Below are 21238 nucleotides of genomic sequence, written 5' to 3'. Positions count from 1 at the left end.
TTCTGCTGAGGAGTTTTTCGTGTCAGGCAGCTTAACCCAACTTATTGTTTTTATATCCATTACTGCGCTTATCGGGTTGCTTACCTATTTGAAGTGTCGTGGGCACGGCCATAGTAAAGCAAGTGAAAATAAAGAGTACTTTCTTGCTGGCGGAGGGCTGACGTGGATTTTCGTCGCTGGTTCAATTACTTTAACAAATCTTAGTACCGACCAACTTGTTGGGATGAACGGTAACCAAATGGCGCTGCTCGCGTGGTGGGAATTCGCTGCCGTGGTAGGCCTCATTATTTTAGCTCGAATTTTCCTTCCTGTTTACTATCACTATCAATGCACAACAACCACTGAGTTGTTAGAAATGCGCTATAACAATAAGCATATTCGTGCGTTGATTGGATTGCTCTTTTTCCTAGGGAGCAGCTTTATTTTTATGCCTGCGGTAATTTATTCAGGCTCGTTGTTTATGATCAACATGTTCAATGTTGATATCCCATTGATGTATGTTGCTACCGCATTTGCACTTATCGGTGCTTTATACGCTATTTTTGGTGGTCTTCGCGCAGTGGCAGTATCCGATACTTACTCGGGCGTTCTATTACTCACCATGGCGATTGTCGTGGTGGTACTTGCGTTTGTTGCAATCGATTTTGATTTTTCAGGCATCCCAGCAGAGCGTTTAACGTTGATAGGCGACAATGACTCTCCTTTGCCTTGGCACACGTTGTTAACCGGCATGATCTTCATACAAACCTTCTACTGGAGCACTAACCAAGTAATTACGCAGCGAGCAATGGCTGCCCCTAACTTGAAAGAAGCACAGAAAGGCGTTTATGCCGCGGCAATCATCCGCTTTATTATCGTTCCAACCATTATTGTTGTTCCAGGGATCATCTCATTTAAGCTGTATGGCGACATAAACGACGCTGCTTACGGAACCCTGGTTGGCGATGTACTTCCAGATTGGTTATCAGGTGTATTTGCAGCAGCGTTGGCCGCTGCGGTATTAACCACGTATAACAGTAATCTAAACTCAGCGACTGCGCTGTATGTGTGTGATATTCACGAAGCGTACTTCCAAAAGAAACCTAACGTTGCGAAATTAAGCGGTGTTGTTACTGCAATTTTGACCGTCGTGTCTCTTCTTATGGTGCCTGTTTATGCACAGGCTGAAAGTATTATTAACCTTCTCCAACAGCTGTTTGGGCTGCTGAGCATGCCAATACTTTCCATTTTCATCGTGGGATTATTGTTTAATAACGTTAATGCAAACGCCGGCATCGCCTCTGTTATTTTTGGTGTGGCACTTTATGCATACTTTAGTTTTGTACACGCCCCCTTTGGCTTGCATTATATCCATTTGATGTTGGTAACATTGGTGGCTTGTATCGCACTAGCGCTTCTGCTAAACAGGCTTGTATTTAGACAGAAAGCAGAGTGGCGCGGTCGACTCATCGACGCTTAACTATCAATCTATGGCTTCAATCAATAGCGTAACAATTGTGGGAGGTGGTACGGCCGGCTGGCTAACAGCAGGCCTTATCGCAGCCCAACATTCAAAAGCATCAAACCCAGTCTCGCGCTTGCGGGTTACACTAATTGAATCTGATGACGTACACCCAATCGGGGTAGGTGAAGGTACCTGGCCAACCATGCGTAAGACGCTTCACGATATTGGTATTGATGAGACCGATATCATTAAGCACGCGAGCGCAACGTTGAAACAGGCCAGTAAATTTGTAGATTGGCATACCAGCGATAAACAAAATAGTTACTTTCACCCTTTTAGTGCTCCTCAAGGCTCAGCACAAGCAGATATTACCCCGTATTGGTTAGCACAGCAGGAGGCTGAACAATACGCACATGCAGTGTGTTTCCAGCCTGAGTTGTGCGAACTAGGGTTAGCGCCAAAACCTGTCGATACGAAAGCCCAACGATTTTCAGCCAACTATGGCTATCATCTCGATGCGGGTATGTTTATCGCCTTAGTGAAAAAACACTGTATCGACAAGCTTGGTATTGAGCATGTGGTGGATAATGTGGCTCGCGTTGACGTCGATGACCACGGTATAACTGGCTTACACACCACCAACAATGGTGTTGTGACAGCCGATTTATTTATCGACTGCTCAGGCTTTTCCGCTTTGCTTATTGAAAAAGCACTTAATGTGGAATTGATTGATGCCTCGTCAATACTCTTTGCTGACACCGCATTAGTTTGCCAACTTCCTTATGAAAACAGTCAGCAAGCCATTGCGTGTGAGACCCTTTCAACGGCGCAACAAGCTGGCTGGATATGGGACATCGGGCTACAAACTCGCAGGGGCACTGGATACGTTCACTCGAGTGCCCACCAGAGTGAAAGTGAGGCAGTAGACACGTTCACTGCTTATTTAAAAGCCAAGCAGCCAAATACCGTAATCAACGATGACTTCAGAAAAATTAAATTTAAAACCGGTTATCGCACAAGGTTCTGGGAAAAAAATTGTGTTGCGATTGGTTTATCGAGTGGTTTTTTAGAGCCATTGGAAGCATCGTCACTCATGCTCATTGAACAAAGCGCTAAGCTTCTTAGTGCACAGCTCCCGGCCAACACACAGATTATGCCTAATGTGGCGACGCGCTTTAACACCACGCTTACCTATATGTGGGAGCGCACAATTGAGTTTTTGAAGTTGCACTATATTTTAAGCAACCGCCAATCCTCATTTTGGGCTGACAACAATTGCCACTCATCCATACCCGACCGTTTGCAAGGTTTGCTTGAAGAATGGAAGTTTCGTCCAATACTAGAGTCTGACTTTCCTTCAACGTATGAACCCTTCAGCGCCCAAAGTTATCGCTATATCTTGTACGGCATGTCCCATCAAAGCGATTTGGTGCAGTATCACCGAACCATGGATTTACATTCTTTCGCCCAGCGACAGTTTCAGCTTAACAAAACACTGACAGAACAACTTAAGCAAATGTTACCGTCTCATCGTGGGCTTATTGATGCGATAATATCGCACTAAACTGAGCAATAATTTTATGCCTAATTACACTTTATTAGATAAATCCGATCATAGCGCTGCAACACTGGCTAGTGATGATACTTTCTCTCACGCTAAACGCTTTAATGCAGTGACGGTAGGTTTTAATGAAATAGCGAGTATCAGCGGTTGTATGCCTATTGTTGTTACTACTGATACCTCAACCAATACACGTAGCCTAGCAGCAGTTGTAGGTTTTGAAGAGTTTGGTAACGTATTTTGTAACGACGATAAATGGATGGGGCATGCGGTACCACTAAGCATCCAGTGCTATCCATTTAACTATGCTATTGAGGACCACGGTGTATCAATGCTAATAGATACCGCTTCTGATAGGTTTTCAAGCACTGGCAACGATCAAGCTAACCGCTTATTTGCAACCGACGGAGAGCCGACGAGTCTACTTAAACGCTATCAATCGATGCTTACTGATTTGGTAACAGGCCAACAGCAAACTGCATCGTTTCTCTCTATTCTAGACTCGTTGAACTTACTTTCGCCGTTAGATGTTACCTTGCATTTTGAAGATGGCACAACAAAGGTCATTAGCAACCTTCTCACCATTAATGAGTCACAGTTTGCCTCACTGACCGCCGAACACATTTTCGATTTGCATAGCCAAGGGCTTTTGTTAGCTATCAATGCCATGATGTTGTCACTAAGGCAATACAACCGCCTTGTACAACTGACTCAAGGTGCTGATAACCCCATCAAGAAGGTGGGAATGAAGCTTTCTACTAGCGAATAGTACATTCAATGTGTGCAAGCATTCGCAGTGGCTGCGATGAGCGACGATATATGTAGTTATTGCTGGCACTGACAACGTAGAGCCAGACAACGCTATTTTTATACTTTAATTTCTTCGAGGACAGCATGTCATTACTACCTACTTTCACTCGCCTGTCTAATGATAAAGCGACACTTATTTTTGATTGCCAAGGCTCGATGCCGACGTTGATTTACTACGGTGCCCCTCTTAGCGACGATACCACGCCTGAGATGCTTACGTTATTAAACACCCGTCAAGAAGCCAAGTGTGCACCTGTGGTAGAGCCACCTATTACTTTGGTGCCTACCCATGGTGAAGGTTGGACCGCCCAGCCAGGATTAGAGGTATTCGGCGACGCCGATCAGTGGTCCGCAGGGTTTTCATTAACAGATATCAACGTCTCCAATACCGCGCTCACCTTTACCGCGCAAGATACTCTGCGCCATATTCAGCTAGTAACAACGGTGACGTTAGCCGCCGATACTAGTGTTGCCACGTTCGTGTCTTCTGTCAAAAATCTCGGTGACACCCCGCTAAACCTTGGTTATTTGAATGCAGCTACCTTGCCTCTGCCAACCACTATAACAAAGCTAAAAACTTTTGAAGGAAGATGGTCAGCAGAGTTTCAGACCACAGACCATGATTTATTTTTTGGTAGTTATGTGCGCGAAAACCGCAGAGGTAAAACGTCACACGACACGTTCCCCGGCCTGATTGCCTATGCTGACGGAACCTCAGAATTAAACGGCGATTGTTATGGCTTCCATTTAGGTGCATCAGCTAATCATAAATTGCGTGCTGAACTGATGGCCGATGGCAGAAGTTACGTACAGTTTGGCGAGCTTCTTTTTCCTGGCGAAATAACGTTATCTGCCGGTGAGAGCTACTCATCACCTTTATTATATACCGGCTTCGCTGAACAAGGCTTTTCTGCACTTTCACAGCAATTTCACAACTTTATTCGTCAGAATATCTTAAACCACGATGCGAACAACAAGCCTCGCCCTGTGCACTACAACACATGGGAAGGTATCTACTTCGACCATAACGAAGATACGCTTAAAGCATTAGCTGACAAAGTAGCGCCTTTGGGTATTGAGCGCTTTGTATTAGACGACGGCTGGTTCAAAGGTCGCAGGCATGACAAGGCAGGCTTGGGAGATTGGACGGTAGATGAAAAAATATATCCTAATGGTCTTGATGGACTGATTGATCATGTCACTGGATTAGGTATGGAGTTTGGCATTTGGTTTGAACCTGAAATGGTTAACCCAGATAGCGATTTATATCGCACACACCCTGAATGGGCACTACACACCAAAAATAATGCGCAGATCCCCTTTAGAAATCAATACGTACTTGATTTAACAAATCCTGAGGTGGTCGAGTACTTGTACACCGTTATTACCGATGTCCTGCGTGCATACCCTAAAATTAGCTACATTAAATGGGATATGAACCGAGATGTTAATCATCCTGGCAATCATCAGGGCAAGCCGGCAATGCACGGTCAAATGGCTGCACTTTATACACTTATCGATAGAGTAAAAGCGGCGCACCCTAGCGTTGAAATAGAGAGTTGCTGTTCCGGCGGTGGTCGTGTGGACCTTGGTATCTTGCCCCATACAGATCGTTTTTGGACTTCCGACTCGAACGATGCGCTAGACCGTCTGTATATTCAGCGAGGCTTTTCTTACTTTTTCCCTTCAGATGTTATGGGCGCCCATGTTGGTCCTCGCGACTGTCACATTACTGGGCGAACTATTCCGATAGAGCTGCGTTCAGCGGTGTCTATGTTCGGCCATATGGGAATAGAGATGGACCCGAGGGAACTGACTGAGCATGAAGAAAAAACGCTACAATCAGCGATTGCGCTTTACAAACAGTACCGACATTTAACCCATACTGGCGATGTATTTAGACTGGATGATGACGGTCTTAATGTGAAATTTGGCTATGTCTCTAAAGACAAGAGTGAAGGTATCTTTGCGTATAACAGCGTAAAAGAGACATTACGCACTACACCCACGCGCTTCTATTTCGCAGGCCTTGATAGGAACAAAACCTATACGCTTGAACGCGTGTGGCCTGAAACACTAAAAGAGTACAGCCCCTCTATCTTGCAAAAGACAGAGGGTAAAATATTCACCGGTGAAGCATTAATGAAGTACGGTATGCAGTTGCCAGTACTATTCCCACAAACTGCCCTTATCTATACGGTTAAAGCGCAATAAAGGCGTCTCTAGGTTTTAAAAAGCGAGCTGTTTAAGCTCGCTTTTTTAATGACTTCTTCACACCTTTAAGGATTTTGTTGAACCGCTCACTATTACTGGAATTAATCGACATCAGCGTGTCGTTTACTTCTGAGAGTTGATTATCATTTAGCAACAATTCTGCCAGTCTTAAATTAGCCCAGTTCGTGCTTGGCAAATCAGCAGTATCGATGTTCGTAACCTTGACCGCTTCAAGATATTGCGTCAACGCAAGAATACCAACCTGTGTCTGCTCACCGCTTTTCACTGCTGCCAAACCGATACGATATTGCCCGTAAAGCACATTAAACACATCTCTTTCGTACGCTTCCCATTCAGGTGATGCTTTATCACTTACCTCAGCGATACGCATTGTCATAAACGGCATTAATGTGTCGAAGGCGTTTTTATAATCTTCACCTTGAAGGTAATGATTACCCAAATCTGATAACGCGCGAGCTTGTTCATTGTGACGTTTAGCAAGTGCCTTATAGATATCAACTGCCTTCTCTTTTTCACCTTCAGACATCAAAAGATAAGCTTTTGAAAACAATCCTTCGGTTGCATCAATTTCTGCGATTTTATCGACTAACTTTTTGGCTTCTTCGGTGTCACCACCGGCGATTGAAGGTGCAGCAATGTGGAACTGCATCAATGCTTGATAGACTGCTACTTTATCAGGCGCAATAGTTACGGCTTTTTCTAAGCTTGTTTTCGCTTTTTCCGCATAACCTAACGCAGAAAAAATACTAGAAGACGCTTGTGCCCCCATCACGCTTGCATACATATGGTAAGCACGGTAATCGTTGCTGTACGCCTCAACAAATTGCTCAGCCACTTCTTCAGCGTCATCTAGGTCTTCATTCATCAATGCCGAAATCAGTAAATTGTATTCTTTGGTCGACTTAGCATTTTTATCCACAAGTGTGTCTATGACAAACGTGTAGTCACCGTCACTAAACCGTTTTTGAAGGGACGCTAGCGACGTATTATTTGCAAAAGTGTGAAGAGAGAACAAGGAAAGTGCTGCTGCAAGCGCAACATTTCTCAAACGATGTTGGTTTACCCTTTTATTTAGGCACGTGGTTTTCTGCGTTTTCAATCGATATTCCTTTATACGTTTTTATTTTATAGCTGTTAGTGCCCCTTACATTAAAAAAGTTCACGACACGCCACTGAATTAAAAATAGCGTTTTACTTAACTCGGTTATCCTGTCACTTGCCATTCGCTAAATAATTGGCATAAAAAAAGGCCCAAAAGGCCTTTTTATGCTGAGCAACAAAACGTTATTTGACTTCTTTACTTTCCATCTGAAGCCCTAACGCCCAACGGTTATCAAAACCATACCATGGCTCCGGCGCTTTGCCGTTTATCGGTGCTTGGTCGCTACTGCCGTCTACCGCTAGGTAATCACACGCTTCTGCAATGTCTTTCACATGACAGTTCATTAATGCTAAAGCAAAGTGCTCATTAATAGCATTAAGCTTTTGATTATCCCAAGCGGGTTCCAGATAACTACCTATGTCAAATTCATTTCCATACGCTTCAGCTGGCGCAGGGTGAGGCGCAACATTGTGGCGTGCATTCTTAACGGTTAATAACTTACTGTGCGCATTGCCTGTGTTTTCGAATAACCAACGAATTCCGTCGTAGCCAGATATATCATCGTTATCACCAGCAATGTAAAGCATTGGAACCTTAATATCAGCAAGCGATTCGGTTGAGAAAAGCTGATGTTGACCACCCCATGGCGCCAACGCGAGTGCCGCTTTCCAAGCAGGAAGTACATCATCTGTAGATGCATTACCGCCGGCACACGTATTAAGCGCTGCTTGCATTTGCTCAACAACTGCAGGTTCTTTTACACCGGTAAACATTGCGGCAGCTTCACTGCTAAAGGCATAGCATCCACCCACCGTACTTACCGCACCAAAACCGCCCATCGAATACCCGATAACGCCTGCTTTACTTGCATCAACCTTTGAAGAGAAGAAGTTATGCTCAGCTACTGCGTTTAACGTGAATACCTGGTCGCGAGACCGGTTTAATAATGTGCTTGGAAAACCAGAGAAAGGACTTTCGGCAAAATTTACTTCTTTGTTTGTTGAGTCAGTATGATCGATTGCAGCGACAACATAACCATGAGAAGCAAGGTGCTCGCCTAGGTAATACATGATGGTTCTGTAGCCAGTATAGCCATGTGAGATAACAACAACAGGATAGCTATTAGCAGACGACTTTATGTTTGCGTCTCGGTACGCGTCGGCTTGAATTTCAAACACTTGCCCGCTTCGTGTTTCATCGCTATATATCGCAGTCTCTGATTTCGCATCGGCCGGGTACCATACTTCAAGCGTTAAAGAACGCTTTTTCATAGTACCATCTATGGCTAATGAAGGTTCTGGATAAGTAACTTCTAACGTTTTTACCCCTACAAGATGTTCACCACTTTCACTTAGTGCAGGTATAACATCTGCAGGATAATTTTTATATAGCGTTTGGGCAGAATGTGCAGGCAACGCAGATGCTATTAATACACCAGCAAATAGGGATAACGTTTTCATAAGGGCTCTTTTTTGTTAACGAATTGAAACATTCCTATAGTACCTCGTAACGCCCACATCGCAAGAAAACCGGCATTATTTTAACTAATTATTACAAATAAGGAAAATGGATTGGCTATTCTTAAAACCCAAAAGAGGTAAAACGATTACCTAAAATGGCATTTTAGGTAGCATTAAGCGTCGATAAAACGGGTGATACAAATAGGCAACTACTGATTATCGCTGCTACTCACGCTAACCACTGAAGGTGTTATAGGGAAATATAAATCCCAATAGCGAAGATAGGTTGGCTTTCTTGTGCTTGGATAACCCAACATTGAGAAATTTAGACTGCCGAGCTCTTTAGATAGGTCGGGGTCTTGAGAAATGATATCTAGTGCCTTGTCTAGCTGTTGAGTAGCGGCTAAACCCAGTGCGTTTTTGGAGCATAATATACGATCTAACTCTCTGACTTCTTTCGCTAATTCAATAACTGAATATTCAGATAACATTGCACGCCTGTCATCTGTTATCAAAGAGAGTTCTTTGTCTGACACATATCCAAAATCGATACGCCCTAACTCAATAAGTTCTAACGTATGCTCGAATACATCTTTACCAATTACATTCATAGGGACGATATTTTTTGGGGTCGAAAACGAAAGGACTTTTTCCGCCCAGAGGTTCTTGATGCCATCATACATAACCGTGGTTTTGCCACCCGCAAACAGTGATGCTAATGAAACGTGACCATCGTTATCAACGTAGTCGTCCAGCGCCCCTTCTTTGCTCGCAATGGTATAAGGAAGTGCCATAGACGTTGGTTTAGTATAATACCCCCACGTACTGCGCGCATCGTTGTAGGCCGCACCGTAAAAACAGTAAACCGTATCTGGCGTGTCGTTATCACGAACCAATGACCAGTTTCGTTTTAATGGGTAAGATTCAAAGCGATGAATAAAAGAGGGGGTTTGCGATGCGATTAATGCCATGATGTCGTGTTGCACGCCACTAACGACAGTTGTGCCCTCTACCTTCATTCCAATTTCAGGTGGACGAAGCCATACAATAGTTGATTTGGCTACCGCAGCCACGCTAAACACTGCTGTTAGAAGCAGTAAAAACGATGCGCGTAAAGACGTAGGCAAATTCAAATTAAGCACTTAGTTTGAGGATTTTTTTCATATTATCATAGGTAAAAGCTGCATTATATTGGCTTTTAGAATAAGAAAAGCCGCTAAAAAGCGGCTTTTTAATACATTTTTCAATATTCAGGTTTTGTCTATGACTAAAACGGAATATCGTCGTCAAAGTCAAAATCAGGTTCTGCCATAGGCGGTGTTTTCGGCTGAGGCTGACCTCCACCTTGGGCTGGCGCTTGATTGTAGCCACCGCCACCTTGGTTTTGGTTGAAGCCACCACCTTGTTGTGCAGGCTGACCGCCCTGCTGATAACCACCACCTTGATTTTGGTTATAACCGCCACCTTGCTGATTACCTTGCTGACGCTGATAACCGCCGTTGCCGCCACCTGCGTCGCCACCACGACCACCAAGCATTTGCATTTGGTCAACAATGATCTCGGTAGTGTATTTGTCCTGACCTTGCTGATCTTGCCACTTACGTGTTTGAAGTTTACCTTCAACGTATATTTGAGAACCCTTTTTAAGGTATTCCCCAGCGATCTCAGCTAAGCGACGATACATGGTTAAGCGGTGCCATTCGGTACGCTCTTGCATCTGACCTTGTTGGTCTTTCCAGCTTTCGCTTGTCGCGAGGCTTAAGTTAGCAACAGCATTGCCGTTCGGCATGTATCTTACTTCAGGATCATTGCCAAGGTTTCCTACAAGAATAACCTTGTTAACGCCTTTCGTTGCCATTGATATCTCCTGTAACGTATTTATTGGCTTGCAGCTGATTAAAGTAGCAGCAAGCGCGAAAGTGAATGGGTATAGTTCACACAGTATATCGTATTTTACATTCGAAAAACGCAGTTTTTCTTACACAACGATATTACTCATTTGCTTTAAGGAAGTCGGCTGAACCTTCGTGTAGTTCGCCACTGTTCATCGAAAGTGGAGATCTACCACCATGCACTATAAAAGGCGACAAGCAAGAATACGACGGCAATGGCTGCAACGTTAAACCCTTTCGATGTGCCAAAGTTGACCTCATCTAATGCAACTGCATTTTCATGCACACCTTTCTTTTCATATAGAGAAATCAACACCGCTAGCCCAACGCACAGTAAAAAGACAATACCGACTCGGTCAATAAACGGCAATTCAGGCCAAAACTGTCGAAATACGATGCTAAGTAAAAACGAGCCTAGTGCTGCCGCTAAACCACCGTTAGCTGTCGTATTTTTCCAAAACATACCCAATACAAATAGTGCACAAATTCCCGGTGTGAAAAACCCAGTAAATTCTTGTATATACTGGAATGCTTGATCGAATTGACCAAGCAATGGTTTTGCTGCAAGCATGGCAATGACTAGTGCCACGACACTTACTGTGCGCCCTACTTTTACGTAGTGCTGTTGAGGTTCATTGGGTCGCTTGTCTTTATAGATGTCCATAGTAAAAATGGTAGAAACACTGTTCGTCATTGAAGCAAGTGAAGATACTATAGCGGCAACTAACGCTGCGAAAATAACACCTTTTAATCCAACTGGCATCAGGGTCATCAGGCTAGGATAAGCTTGATCAGGCTTGGCTAAATCAGGCACAAGTAGCACCGCAGCTATGCCTGGCAACACAACAATAAGAGGCATAAGTAGTTTCAGGAACGCTGCAAACGCAATGCCTTTTTGTGCTTCCTGAAGGCTCTTCGCTGCTAGCGTTCGCTGAATAATATATTGATTAAACCCCCAATAGGAAAGGTTCATAATCCACATTCCTCCTACCAATACCGAGATGCCCGGTAAGTCCATGTAGTGCGGGTTATCGGTTGATAGAATCATATCGAACTTTTCGGGTAATTGATTGGTCAGGTCAATAAAACCTTGAAGTGGTCCATTTCCATCGCTTATTAAATTCAGTGCTGTGTAGGAAAGAAATAACCCACCAAAAACCAGTAACACTACCTGAATGATATCGGTAAGTGCTACCGCCTTAAGCCCGCCATACAAAGAATACGCAAGTGAAAACGCGCCTAGAAACACCATCCCGTAAACCAAATCGACACCGGCAATAGTATTGATAGCTAATGCCCCAAGCCACAGTACAGCGGTTAAGTTTACGAATACATATACCCCTAACCAAAAAATAGCCATGACCTTACGCACGCGATGGTCGTAACGCTGTTCTAAAAATTGGGGCATGGTGTATATTTTGTGCTTAAGGAATATGGGCAGGAAATACTTGCCTACGATGATGAGTGTAATGGCCGCCATCCACTCATAAGACGCAATGGCTAACCCAATTTGATAGCCAGAGCCAGACATACCAATAATTTGTTCCGCTGAAATGTTTGCGGCAATTAACGACGCACCAATTGCCCACCAAGGAAGACTTGAGCCCGCTAGAAAATAGTCGTTTGTATCTTTTTCGTGCCCTTGTTTTTCACGTGACACCCACCATGCTACGGCGATGAGCGCTACGACATAAAATATAAAGAGCGCGATATCTAAAGAGGCTAATTTCATCGTTTGTCCCTAGGTTCAAAGCGTGGGGTATGGCGTCTAGATGGCCATAAAATACGCCGTTTAATTTTTTCGTTATTGTGCGGTTTCACGTGTCACACCGTCTTGAATTCTTTCGATGTGGTTTTGAATTATCAGCAGCATTATTAATGAATAACATATTTCATTAACATGTTTCATTCCAACTTTATTTGCCGAAATGGTTAATGGCAAAAAAAAGCCGTATTAGAATCAATACGGCATAGGGGACACACTAAATTTTTACTCTTATTACATAAACGTTGCTTAGCTATGCATTATGCAAATGCACCTTGCGTTGCCGTGCAAACATAAATATCTGCATGGTAGCCTGTTTTGTCAGCATAGCGTTGCTCTACAGTGGCTTTAACCTTATCAACACTGTCTGTTGGCACTAATGCAACCACGCAGCCACCAAAGCCGCCGCCAGTCATACGAACACCGCCTGTTTTGCCCAGCACATCGTGAACAATTTCAACGATAAAATCGATAGGAGAAACCGTAATTTCAAAATCATCACGCATAGAGGCATGCGATTGCGCCATCGCTTTACTGACCGTTTCAATATCACCATTTTTAAGCGCTTCACATGCATCTAATGTTCGTTCATTTTCAGTCAATATATGGCGAGCTCGACGGTAAACAACATCTGGCATTTTTGACTTTGTCGTTTCTAATAGCGTCAACGTTGCCTCACGCAACGATCCGACACCCATTATTTCGGCAGCTTGTTCACATTGTTGGCGACGTAAGTTGTACTCGCTATCAACTAATCCACGTTTTACATTCGAATTTATAATGACAATTTGATGGGTACTTGGAAGCGGTGAATGCTGTATTTCAAGCGACTGACAATCGAGCAGCATGGCATTGCCTTCGTGCCCCATTGCTGAGACAAGTTGGTCCATAATGCCGCAAGAACACCCAACGAACGTATTCTCAGCTTTTTGCCCGAGTAATGCGGCTTTTACACCGTCTAATGGTAAATCATAAAGAGCACTCAGTGCTTTTAGCACAGCAATTTCAAAAGACGCAGATGAACTAAGTCCTGCCCCCTGCGGTACATTACCCGTTACAAATAAATTTGCGCCACCGAGCCCCGGTAAGGCCTCATCCAATACTTTGGCAACACCACGGACATAATTCGCCCACCCCTGATTTTCATCAAACGTAATATCATTTAATGAGAATTGGTTCTTCGCATTGTCGAAGTCATTCGCCACAACCACAATATTGTTATCGTCACGCTTACTTGCACATACCCATGTGCCAAAGTTTATTGCAGCAGGAAATACATATCCCCCGTTGTAATCTGTATGTTCGCCTATCAAATTTACACGGCCTGGAGCGTGAGTAATAAACGAAGGTGACTCGCCAAAGTGTCGTTCAAAATGTGATGATAAAGTTCGATTATCCATTAGTGCTCTCGTTTTTTTTATAATGCACAGTTGAGAGTGCTTTCAATCGGTCTGCGGCCTGTTCTGGTGTTAAATCTCGTTGTGCTTCTGCCATCATTTCGTAACCTACCATAAATTTACGTACGCTCGATGAGCGCAGCAATGGTGGAAAAAAATGCGCGTGAAGCGTCCACTCAGGATGCGACGTTTTATCAAAAGGTGCGCTGTGCCAGCCCATAGAATAAGGGAAAGACGTTTCAAATAGGTTATCGTAACGTGCAGTAATATCACCAATGATGGCGGCTAACGACATAGACTGTTCATCATTTAGATGATGTAACGATTGAACATCAAACAACGGCAGTAATAACGTTTCAAACGGCCATGCCGCCCAATAAGGAACAACAACTACCCAATCGTCGTTTTTACATACTACCCGCTCATTTTTTTCAACTTCTTGTTTCGCATAATCTAACAACAGCGGACTATCTTGGTTTTTATAATAATCTCTTAACTGAACCAGTTTTTTTGCTGGGTCGGTGGGAACATGTTGTTGCGCCCAAACTTGGCCGTGAGGATGTGGATTAGAGCATCCCATCATCGCACCTTTGTTCTCAAAAACTTGAACCCATTGGTAGAATTCACCGAGTTCCTTAGTTTGCGCCTTCCAGCAATTCACCACCTCTACGCGCTCTTCGTTCGTCAATTCAGGTAGGGTTTTACTATGATCGGGGGAAAAGCAAATAACGCGACTACAGCCTTGTTCGGTTTCAAATTGAAACAGACCTGATTTTTCACTTGTTTCTTGAGTGTCTTTTTTAAGCGCGGCAAAGTCGTTTTCAAATACAAATGTGCCTGTGTAAGCCGGGTTCACTTCACCGTTCACTCGGGTGTTGCCCGCGCAAAGATAACACGTGGGATCATAAGCAGGCTTCTGCTCGTTAGAAGGCTCTTCAGACTGCCCTTGCCATGGCCGCTTTGCACGATGAGGCGATACAAGCACCCATTCTCCCAATAACGGATTATAGCGACGGTGCGGGTCATTTGTAGGGTCGAAAGGCGTTCCCATTAGTCGGTCTCATTGTTTACAAGAAAAACACTTTCTTGATGGTTAAACGTTTACCCTAAATAGTATAGCAAGCAGCGTTATATATCAATTGTGAAACAAAGAAAATTTTATGTTAAAAAAACGTACATTTCGTAACAAGCGATACGCTAATTCATTTTATTGCAAATACATACCGAATTGTCTCATTGTATGGTTTGTCAGGGTAAACAATACATGAAGGAAAGGTATCTTGGTTCGGTGAGTCTGGAAAATATTGAGGCTCCAGGCATAAGGCCCCTAACGGTTTTTTGCCGTGCAATTCACCGGTATAAAACTGAACCCCCGGTAGGCTCGTGTAAAGCGCTAAATGAATACCCGTATCCGCAGCATAAACTTCAGCTTGAGGCGTATCGTCGTTATTACAATCTACAATAAAATTATGATCATACCCCCCAACCTGTTCAAATAATGGGTGTGTTAGGGTTTGATTACTGCTAATTGCGTGTAGTGTCGAAAAATCAAAAGGCGTGTTAGCAACAGGTAATATATCACCTGTAGGCAATAGCGTTTCGTCGACATCCGTTATTGCACTGGCGGCAATCTTAACCTCTGTACTATCTACTGTCGGCGCTTTGCTCAATGTAAAGTAAGCATGTTGAGTGATGCTAAGTGGTGTAGCTTTGTCGGTTTCACCCTTTACGTGAAACGTAAGACTGTTATCGTTCGATAGCGTATAGGTCGCAGTAACCTTAACATTGCCAGGAAATCCCCCTTCTCCGTCTTCACTCACCAATGACAAACAAAGTGCTACGCAGTCATTAGCCTCTTGCATTTCAGCGTGCCATATTTTTTTATTAAAGCCAGCAATACCACCATGAAGGTTATGAGCGCCGCCGTTCGCGTCTAAATGGTAGGTTTCCCCGTTAAGCGCAAATGTTGCGTTACCTATTCGGTTGGCATACCGCCCAACGATAGCACCTCGATAGCTTGGGTCTTTGACATACGCATTAAGGTCGGTACAAGAGGATACGCATTCATGTGGCATACCATTTTTATCCGGTATTAATAATGAGTGAATAATGCCACCGTAATTTAAAATAGTGACTTGAATACCCGACGCATTTTCTATTGTAAAAGCAGTAACCGCTTGCCCATCTATCGAGCCAAAGTGCGCAGTGCTAGTTTTCATATTTTTATCAACGACCTTATTACAAAAGCATTCAAGACATAAAGGGTATACGTTTTCTTTTGCCAGTTACAACCTAAAACATAGCAAGAATTTTATGTTTTTTAGCCAATTTACGTTAGTCTGTACAATCAACGTAACGCTCGACGTAACCGTTTTTTAAAATTCAGTACGAATTTAACGTGTAGTTACGTAAACTCGTATCAAGCATTAATAACACTTACTCATTGTTGTACTTATGGCTACGATAAAAGATATTGCACAAGCTGCGGGTGTGTCACTCGCCACTGTCTCACGCGTCATTAACGACGGTCCTAAAGTGGGCAAAGACACACGCCAACGCGTGAAAGAGATAATGGTCGAGATGGGATACCGTCCCAACGCAAACGCGCGTGCTTTAGTGACTAAACGAAGCGCCTCATTAGGTGTAGTGCTTGCTGAGTTACACGACCCTTTCTTTGCCATGCTCGCTCATGGTGTTGAAACCGTAACGCGAAAAAACAACGTGCAAATATTGCTAAGTGCGGGGTCAATTGAAAAAGAAACCGAACTTCGCGCCATAGAGACATTACTTGAGCATCGTGTTGAAGCCATGGTCGTTCATAGTAAAGCACTAGACGATAAGACCCTTATTGATTTTGCAAACCAAATTCCCGGCTTCGTCCTGATTAACCGGTATATTCCCGAAATAGCCAACCGCTGTGTCTGGTTAGATAACGTTACCGGCGGCCGTTTAATGGCTGAGCATGCGATTAGTCAAGGTCACAAACACGTAGCAGTTATAAGTAGCCAATACCGTATTGACGATCCTAATCAACGTCTTGAGGGCATTCAAGAAGCTACGAGAGCAGCAGGGCTTTCATTGCCTGATAGCATGATTGAATATGCAACGCCCGATCAAGAGGGTGGCGAACTTGCTATGCAAAACTTGCTTGCAACAGGGGCGAAGTTTACTGCCGTGCTTGCGTACAACGACGCAATGGCGTCTGGCGCAATGACAATGCTACAAGACCATGGCATTGCGGTTCCTGAAGAAGTATCAGTCGTGGGATATGATGATGTGTTGCTCGCAAAATATTGCAGACCAAAATTGACCACGCTTCGCTACCCGATAGAAATGATGGCAGCAAAAGCTGCTGAACTTGCATTAAAATATGCCTCGGGAAACAAACCTGAAGACGGGCTTACGTTTAAGTATACACCTACCGTGGTAAAGCGAGATTCAATAGTACGGGTATAGTCTGTTAGGGTAACAACGACGGTTTTTACCCTATCAGTTTTGACCTAACTGCTCCCTACATTTTGCTTTTATATTCTAAAAATTCTTAGTAAAAAAGCATTGACAACCGCTGCGCTTTGATCCGATCGATAAAAGATTTATCCCCAAATGAGGTAACTGACTGATCGCAAAAAAATATTCGATCAGGCAAATCGGAGATCTAACCGAACAACCTACTTACCTCTGATTTTATTGATAAAAATGGCTTATTAAACCTTCATCTTCGCGATCTGGATCAGTAACGTGTAATAACTATTAACAGAGTTAATAACAGGGTAATCCACATTTTATCCACAGCCTTATGACGGTGAAAAACAACGTCCATCACTGCATAGTCAGCTGACTAAGAAATCGACGATATTCCTCTACCGCATAAGGTGACATTAACGTATTTTTATGTCGGGCACCGGGAATAATAGAAAGGTGCTTGTGTGCACTTAACGACTCACCTAACAGGGCTTCGCTAACTGCTGGGGGGGTAATCACATCCTTTTCACCGACAACTAACCACAATGGTCCGTCGTAGTGTCGAAGTATCGGTGCAATCTGCATATCATGCACATCGCTTTGTAATCGCATGCTAGTAATCGAATTAGATAAGCCTGGCATCATGTTGGCAATATAGTCAGAAATATTATTGAATGCACCGTCTAATACAAGCCCATCTATCTGTCGATTCGCGGCCACATAACTGGCAAAGTAAGCTCCAATACCTCGTCCATGTATTATGGTTGGCAAAGTATTGTCAAACGAGCCTTTTACGTAATCAAAAGTAATTAGCGCGTCGGCTTTGACATTATCAATACGAAATGCCGGCGACTTGTCACTACTGCCTACCCCCTGATAATCCATCCAAAGGATATTTGCAGGAATGCTTCCCACGCGGTGAAGTAAGCCGTTATTTTCGCTTAATGGCATACGGTTGTCGGGGAAAAAAACAATATTAGCGACAGGGTTTGCGTAAGCAACCGCTACCCCTCTAAGGGTTATTCCTTCACTATTCAAAAGTTCTACGCGAGTAATTCCTGCAGAACTCTCATCACTGTTTATTTGCGCATGGAGCGTCGTCATCCTAAGAGGGCTTGGCGTGCTGTCTTGGTAAAAGAATGCTTTAGACGTCACATCAATGGCACACGATGAAAGCGCGAGAACACTTAACCCTATTGCGCCTAATCTTTTCAATATCATTGCACTATCCTTGTTTTACCGTTGGTGCCATAACTACAATTCCCAATTTGAAACAGATTGTCACAAAAACGGGATATTGAAACTATTACATTCGTTTTATACTCTGACACTACAAATGAGTGTACATTACCATGACAACATTGGCGTAGAATTCTGTGAAAAAACTGACTGGTTTGTCCCACGTTGTAGGCGGTTTTGCCGCACTAACAATTATAACGGGTTGTGGATCAACGCCCGAGCTATCGACGTCACTTATCCCTGAGCAAAACCGAAAAGCGCACCTGGCGTCTACCCAGCGTGCAGAAGAGTGCCCCCTTCATCTGGCATCCTTACAGGATACTCGACAAAATAAAGTCGCTTTTTTCACGTCTGATACGGGAAGTGAAACGCCCGTTCTTGATTTACTCACATCGCGCTTAGATAGCATGAATGTCAGTGGTGACAGCCCGTCTGAACATAGCGTTAAAATTGAACTACAGCGTGTATTTGTTAAAACACTAGGGGAAAACATTGTCGCTACGGTCGTGCTTGGTGCTCAATACAAACCCGGCGTGTCACACAACTTTTCACCGCAAGCAATTTATAAAGGTAAAAGCGTTAAAACCAATAATAATGTTGATGCCAATACTGTTATTGCTGACGCCGTGTCAGCAGCGGTAGAAAGCGCCGCAATGAGGGTCAAGCGCAGTATCTTACACCACTGCGACGCACAGGGCGTATCTGCAATATAACTTAATTATTATCGCGCGTTAGGGTAATTGAACTTTTGTATTGACGACCATAATACATTGCATGCCCGCATCAATAGCAGCTTTTCGGCCCATCTCCGTATCTTCAAATACTACACAGTGTTGCGGCGCAACCTGCAATTGCTCTGCTGCCTTTAAGAATGTCTCTGGATGCGGTTTTCCATATGTGACATCATCGGCGGTGACTAAGGCGCCTAATTGCTCAAGTAAGCCGTAGTGCGACAATAACCACTTTGCGTGCTGCTTGTCCGCCCCAGTGCCTACTGCAATAGGCAATGTCGTTTTATAATGTTCAAAGATTTGAAAAGTGTCGCTGATGAGCGGCGGAATGTTCTCCAAACGTTCAAATACTTGCTGCTTATATGCGGCCACCTCGAACGGGTCATCATCTTTTGCGTATTTAGCATTCATCAATGCTGCCGTTTGCACACTCGGTACGCCGCCTAAACTGTACTGGTAGTCTGCATCAAATGGGTAACCAAAATGATGGCACGTTGCCTCCCACGCTTTGATATGTACGCCCATCGAGTCGATTAATGTGCCATCCATATCAAAAATAATCGCACCAAAACCGGTTAAATCTAGCATCGGCATCTCCTTACCCTGCATGGGTTTTGTTGTTTCCGTCGTTAGCCTGCAGTATCCAATACTTTTCTCGCCTGTACTGGGTCAAAGTCACGGTTCACTTTCAGATAGACCGCATCTTTGTTATTGGTCATCGATGCTTCAATAACGCCGTCAACGTGCAATAAACTATGTTCAATCTGCGCACTCGATATCGTTGAAATATCTAGGCTGTCAAACGACGTATTCATCATGACTCGCTTAACCTTGCTGACTTCTTTTAAACCAAACAGGACAAATAGCCATAACACCGTACTGATAGCACCGAGCACGTAAGCATATTCAGGCGACCAGACATCGGTGATAATACCTGACAACATACCGCCTAAGAATGCGCCGAAAAATTGAAAACTAGCGTAAATGCCCATCGCGGTTCCCTTCTCTCCGGGCGGCGCAATACTTGATACTAAAGCAGGAAAGTTAGCCTCGAGGTAATTAAAACCAGTAAAAAATAATACGACGGCTGCGGTTAATAACCACCAATTACCATTTGACAGGCTAAGCAAAAGAAAAGCGCTTCCCATCATCGCAACGCCAAATAATAAAAAAGATTTAGGCGTTCGTCCTCGTGCGATCCCCATCATAACAATCAAACCAAGGACAGATAGTCCTAGCACGGGCAAATACACAGTCCAATGCGTTTCTAGGCGCATGTCTAAGCCAAGCAGTGTTACGGGAAGTTGCACGAATAGTAACGTTATAAGCATGTGGAGGATCATAACGCCAACGTTCAAACGCCATAATTGAGAAGACATGACTAGACGCTTAATTTGGCCCTTTTGCGGTAAGGTTTCTCCACTGCTTAGAGGCTCGCCATTAGGAACAACCCATTTCACAAGTGGCATACAAAGCAACGCGAGTATACCGGTTATAGCGAATATGCCTGCGAGGCCTGCACGGTTAGCGATAATAGGGCCTAACAACACCGCTAAATAAAAAGAGAGTCCAATTGCCACCCCAATGATGGCGAGTACTTTTGCCCGCTGACTTTCTCGGCTGACGTCTGTCGCTAGTGCCATCACAGCACCTGCAATAGCGCCTGCGCCTTGTAGGATACGGCCAACCACTAACATAGCCATGCTGTCTGCATGTGCTGCGATAAAGCTTCCGCCTGCAAACACAGCCAGGCCGAAAAGAATAACGGGTTTACGCCCCCATTTGTCTGACATCATGCCCATAGGAATTTGTAGCGCAGCTTGCGTGAGGCCATAACCGCCCACTGCCAATCCCACCATCATGGGCGAGTAATCAGGGTAATCCATTGCGGCAATAGCCAAAACGGGCATCACCATAAAGAGGCCCATCATGCGCAATACATAAACCGATGCTAGCGCCAGTGCGGCGCGCAATTCAAAAGCGTTCAAATCTGGAGAGTTCCTCTTTGGCACGTTGGACGCGAAGTTTAGCATAATAAGGTCTTATACCCACGATTCCAATATTCGATTAAAACAATCGTAAGTTGATCCCATCATACGTGGCTCAGTATAAGTTCTACTAGCATTGTCATATCACTTTA

At 44.0% G+C, this 21238-nt stretch carries 17 protein-coding genes; 6 read left to right on the top strand and 11 right to left on the bottom strand.

Annotated elements, in window-relative coordinates; genetic code table 11:
* The first annotated feature begins 19 nt into the window (after positions 1 to 19).
* The 4 genes from AC27EZ_RS07090 (at position 20) to AC27EZ_RS07075 (ending at position 6029) form a co-directional block, all read left to right on the top strand.
* The gene (locus tag AC27EZ_RS07090; RefSeq protein WP_487134669.1) at positions 20 to 1459 is read left to right on the top strand and encodes an SLC5 family protein; all 1440 of its coding nucleotides are present in this window, start codon (positions 20 to 22) and stop codon (positions 1457 to 1459) included.
* A 10-nt stretch (positions 1460 to 1469) separates the two neighbouring features.
* Entirely contained in the window at positions 1470 to 3008 is a 1539-nt protein-coding gene (locus tag AC27EZ_RS07085) for a tryptophan halogenase family protein (RefSeq protein WP_487134668.1), read from the top strand.
* A 16-nt stretch (positions 3009 to 3024) separates the two neighbouring features.
* The gene (locus AC27EZ_RS07080) at positions 3025 to 3774 is read left to right on the top strand and encodes a SapC family protein (RefSeq protein WP_487134667.1); all 750 of its coding nucleotides are present in this window, start codon (positions 3025 to 3027) and stop codon (positions 3772 to 3774) included.
* 125 nt (positions 3775 to 3899) lie between these two features.
* Positions 3900 to 6029 carry an alpha-galactosidase gene (locus AC27EZ_RS07075; RefSeq protein ID WP_487134666.1) on the top strand — a complete coding sequence of 710 codons (2130 nt, stop codon included), beginning with the start codon at positions 3900 to 3902 and terminating at the stop codon, positions 6027 to 6029.
* A 31-nt stretch (positions 6030 to 6060) separates the two neighbouring features.
* Here the strand turns inward: AC27EZ_RS07075 and AC27EZ_RS07070 are convergent, their stop codons facing one another.
* From AC27EZ_RS07070 to AC27EZ_RS07035, 8 genes are all read right to left on the bottom strand, one after another.
* On the bottom strand, positions 6061 to 7149 hold the full coding sequence (locus AC27EZ_RS07070) for a tetratricopeptide repeat protein (RefSeq protein WP_487134665.1): 1089 nt from the start codon (positions 7147 to 7149) through the stop codon (positions 6061 to 6063).
* A 185-nt stretch (positions 7150 to 7334) separates the two neighbouring features.
* Positions 7335 to 8612: an alpha/beta hydrolase family protein gene (locus AC27EZ_RS07065; protein ID WP_487134664.1), complete on the bottom strand. Its 1278-nt coding sequence runs from the start codon at positions 8610 to 8612 to the stop codon at positions 7335 to 7337.
* Between the two features lie 209 nt (positions 8613 to 8821).
* Positions 8822 to 9745, bottom strand: coding sequence for a hypothetical protein (locus AC27EZ_RS07060; RefSeq protein WP_487134663.1), 924 nt, complete (start codon positions 9743 to 9745; stop codon positions 8822 to 8824).
* 134 nt (positions 9746 to 9879) lie between these two features.
* Positions 9880 to 10470: a single-stranded DNA-binding protein gene (locus tag AC27EZ_RS07055; RefSeq protein WP_487134662.1), complete on the bottom strand. Its 591-nt coding sequence runs from the start codon at positions 10468 to 10470 to the stop codon at positions 9880 to 9882.
* Between the two features lie 203 nt (positions 10471 to 10673).
* Positions 10674 to 12236, bottom strand: coding sequence for a sodium/sugar symporter (locus tag AC27EZ_RS07050; RefSeq protein WP_487134661.1), 1563 nt, complete (start codon positions 12234 to 12236; stop codon positions 10674 to 10676).
* A 293-nt stretch (positions 12237 to 12529) separates the two neighbouring features.
* Complete coding sequence (gene galK, locus AC27EZ_RS07045; RefSeq protein ID WP_487134660.1) at positions 12530 to 13669, bottom strand: galactokinase; 1140 nt, start codon at positions 13667 to 13669, stop codon at positions 12530 to 12532.
* Entirely contained in the window at positions 13662 to 14717 is a 1056-nt protein-coding gene (locus AC27EZ_RS07040) for a UDP-glucose--hexose-1-phosphate uridylyltransferase (protein ID WP_487134659.1), read from the bottom strand. Before AC27EZ_RS07040 ends, galK begins: the two co-directional genes overlap by 8 nt.
* Positions 14718 to 14868: 151 nt before the next feature.
* The gene (locus tag AC27EZ_RS07035; RefSeq protein WP_487134658.1) at positions 14869 to 15885 is read right to left on the bottom strand and encodes an aldose epimerase family protein; all 1017 of its coding nucleotides are present in this window, start codon (positions 15883 to 15885) and stop codon (positions 14869 to 14871) included.
* A 235-nt stretch (positions 15886 to 16120) separates the two neighbouring features.
* Here AC27EZ_RS07035 and AC27EZ_RS07030 point away from each other — a divergent pair, with 235 nt between their 5' ends.
* A complete protein-coding gene (locus AC27EZ_RS07030) occupies positions 16121 to 17122 on the top strand; it encodes a LacI family DNA-binding transcriptional regulator (protein WP_421133225.1) in 1002 nt (333 codons plus the stop codon).
* 363 nt (positions 17123 to 17485) lie between these two features.
* Here AC27EZ_RS07030 and AC27EZ_RS07025 read toward each other — a convergent pair whose 3' ends face one another.
* Positions 17486 to 18349, bottom strand: a complete 864-nt coding sequence (locus AC27EZ_RS07025) for an alpha/beta hydrolase (RefSeq protein ID WP_487134657.1) — start codon at positions 18347 to 18349, stop codon at positions 17486 to 17488.
* A gap of 155 nt (positions 18350 to 18504) precedes the next feature.
* Here AC27EZ_RS07025 and AC27EZ_RS07020 point away from each other — a divergent pair, with 155 nt between their 5' ends.
* Positions 18505 to 19080, top strand: a complete 576-nt coding sequence (locus tag AC27EZ_RS07020) for a hypothetical protein (RefSeq protein ID WP_487134656.1) — start codon at positions 18505 to 18507, stop codon at positions 19078 to 19080.
* An 18-nt stretch (positions 19081 to 19098) separates the two neighbouring features.
* Here AC27EZ_RS07020 and AC27EZ_RS07015 read toward each other — a convergent pair whose 3' ends face one another.
* Together AC27EZ_RS07015 and AC27EZ_RS07010 are read right to left on the bottom strand one after the other, a co-directional pair.
* Positions 19099 to 19686 carry an HAD family hydrolase gene (locus AC27EZ_RS07015; RefSeq protein ID WP_487134655.1) on the bottom strand — a complete coding sequence of 196 codons (588 nt, stop codon included), beginning with the start codon at positions 19684 to 19686 and terminating at the stop codon, positions 19099 to 19101.
* A 41-nt stretch (positions 19687 to 19727) separates the two neighbouring features.
* Positions 19728 to 21086 carry an MFS transporter gene (locus AC27EZ_RS07010; protein WP_487134654.1) on the bottom strand — a complete coding sequence of 453 codons (1359 nt, stop codon included), beginning with the start codon at positions 21084 to 21086 and terminating at the stop codon, positions 19728 to 19730.
* Positions 21087 to 21238 lie beyond the last annotated feature (152 nt).

Source organism: Alteromonas sp. 4NH20-0056, assembly GCF_057539655.1.
This window is presented reverse-complemented; position numbering and strand designations above follow the sequence as displayed.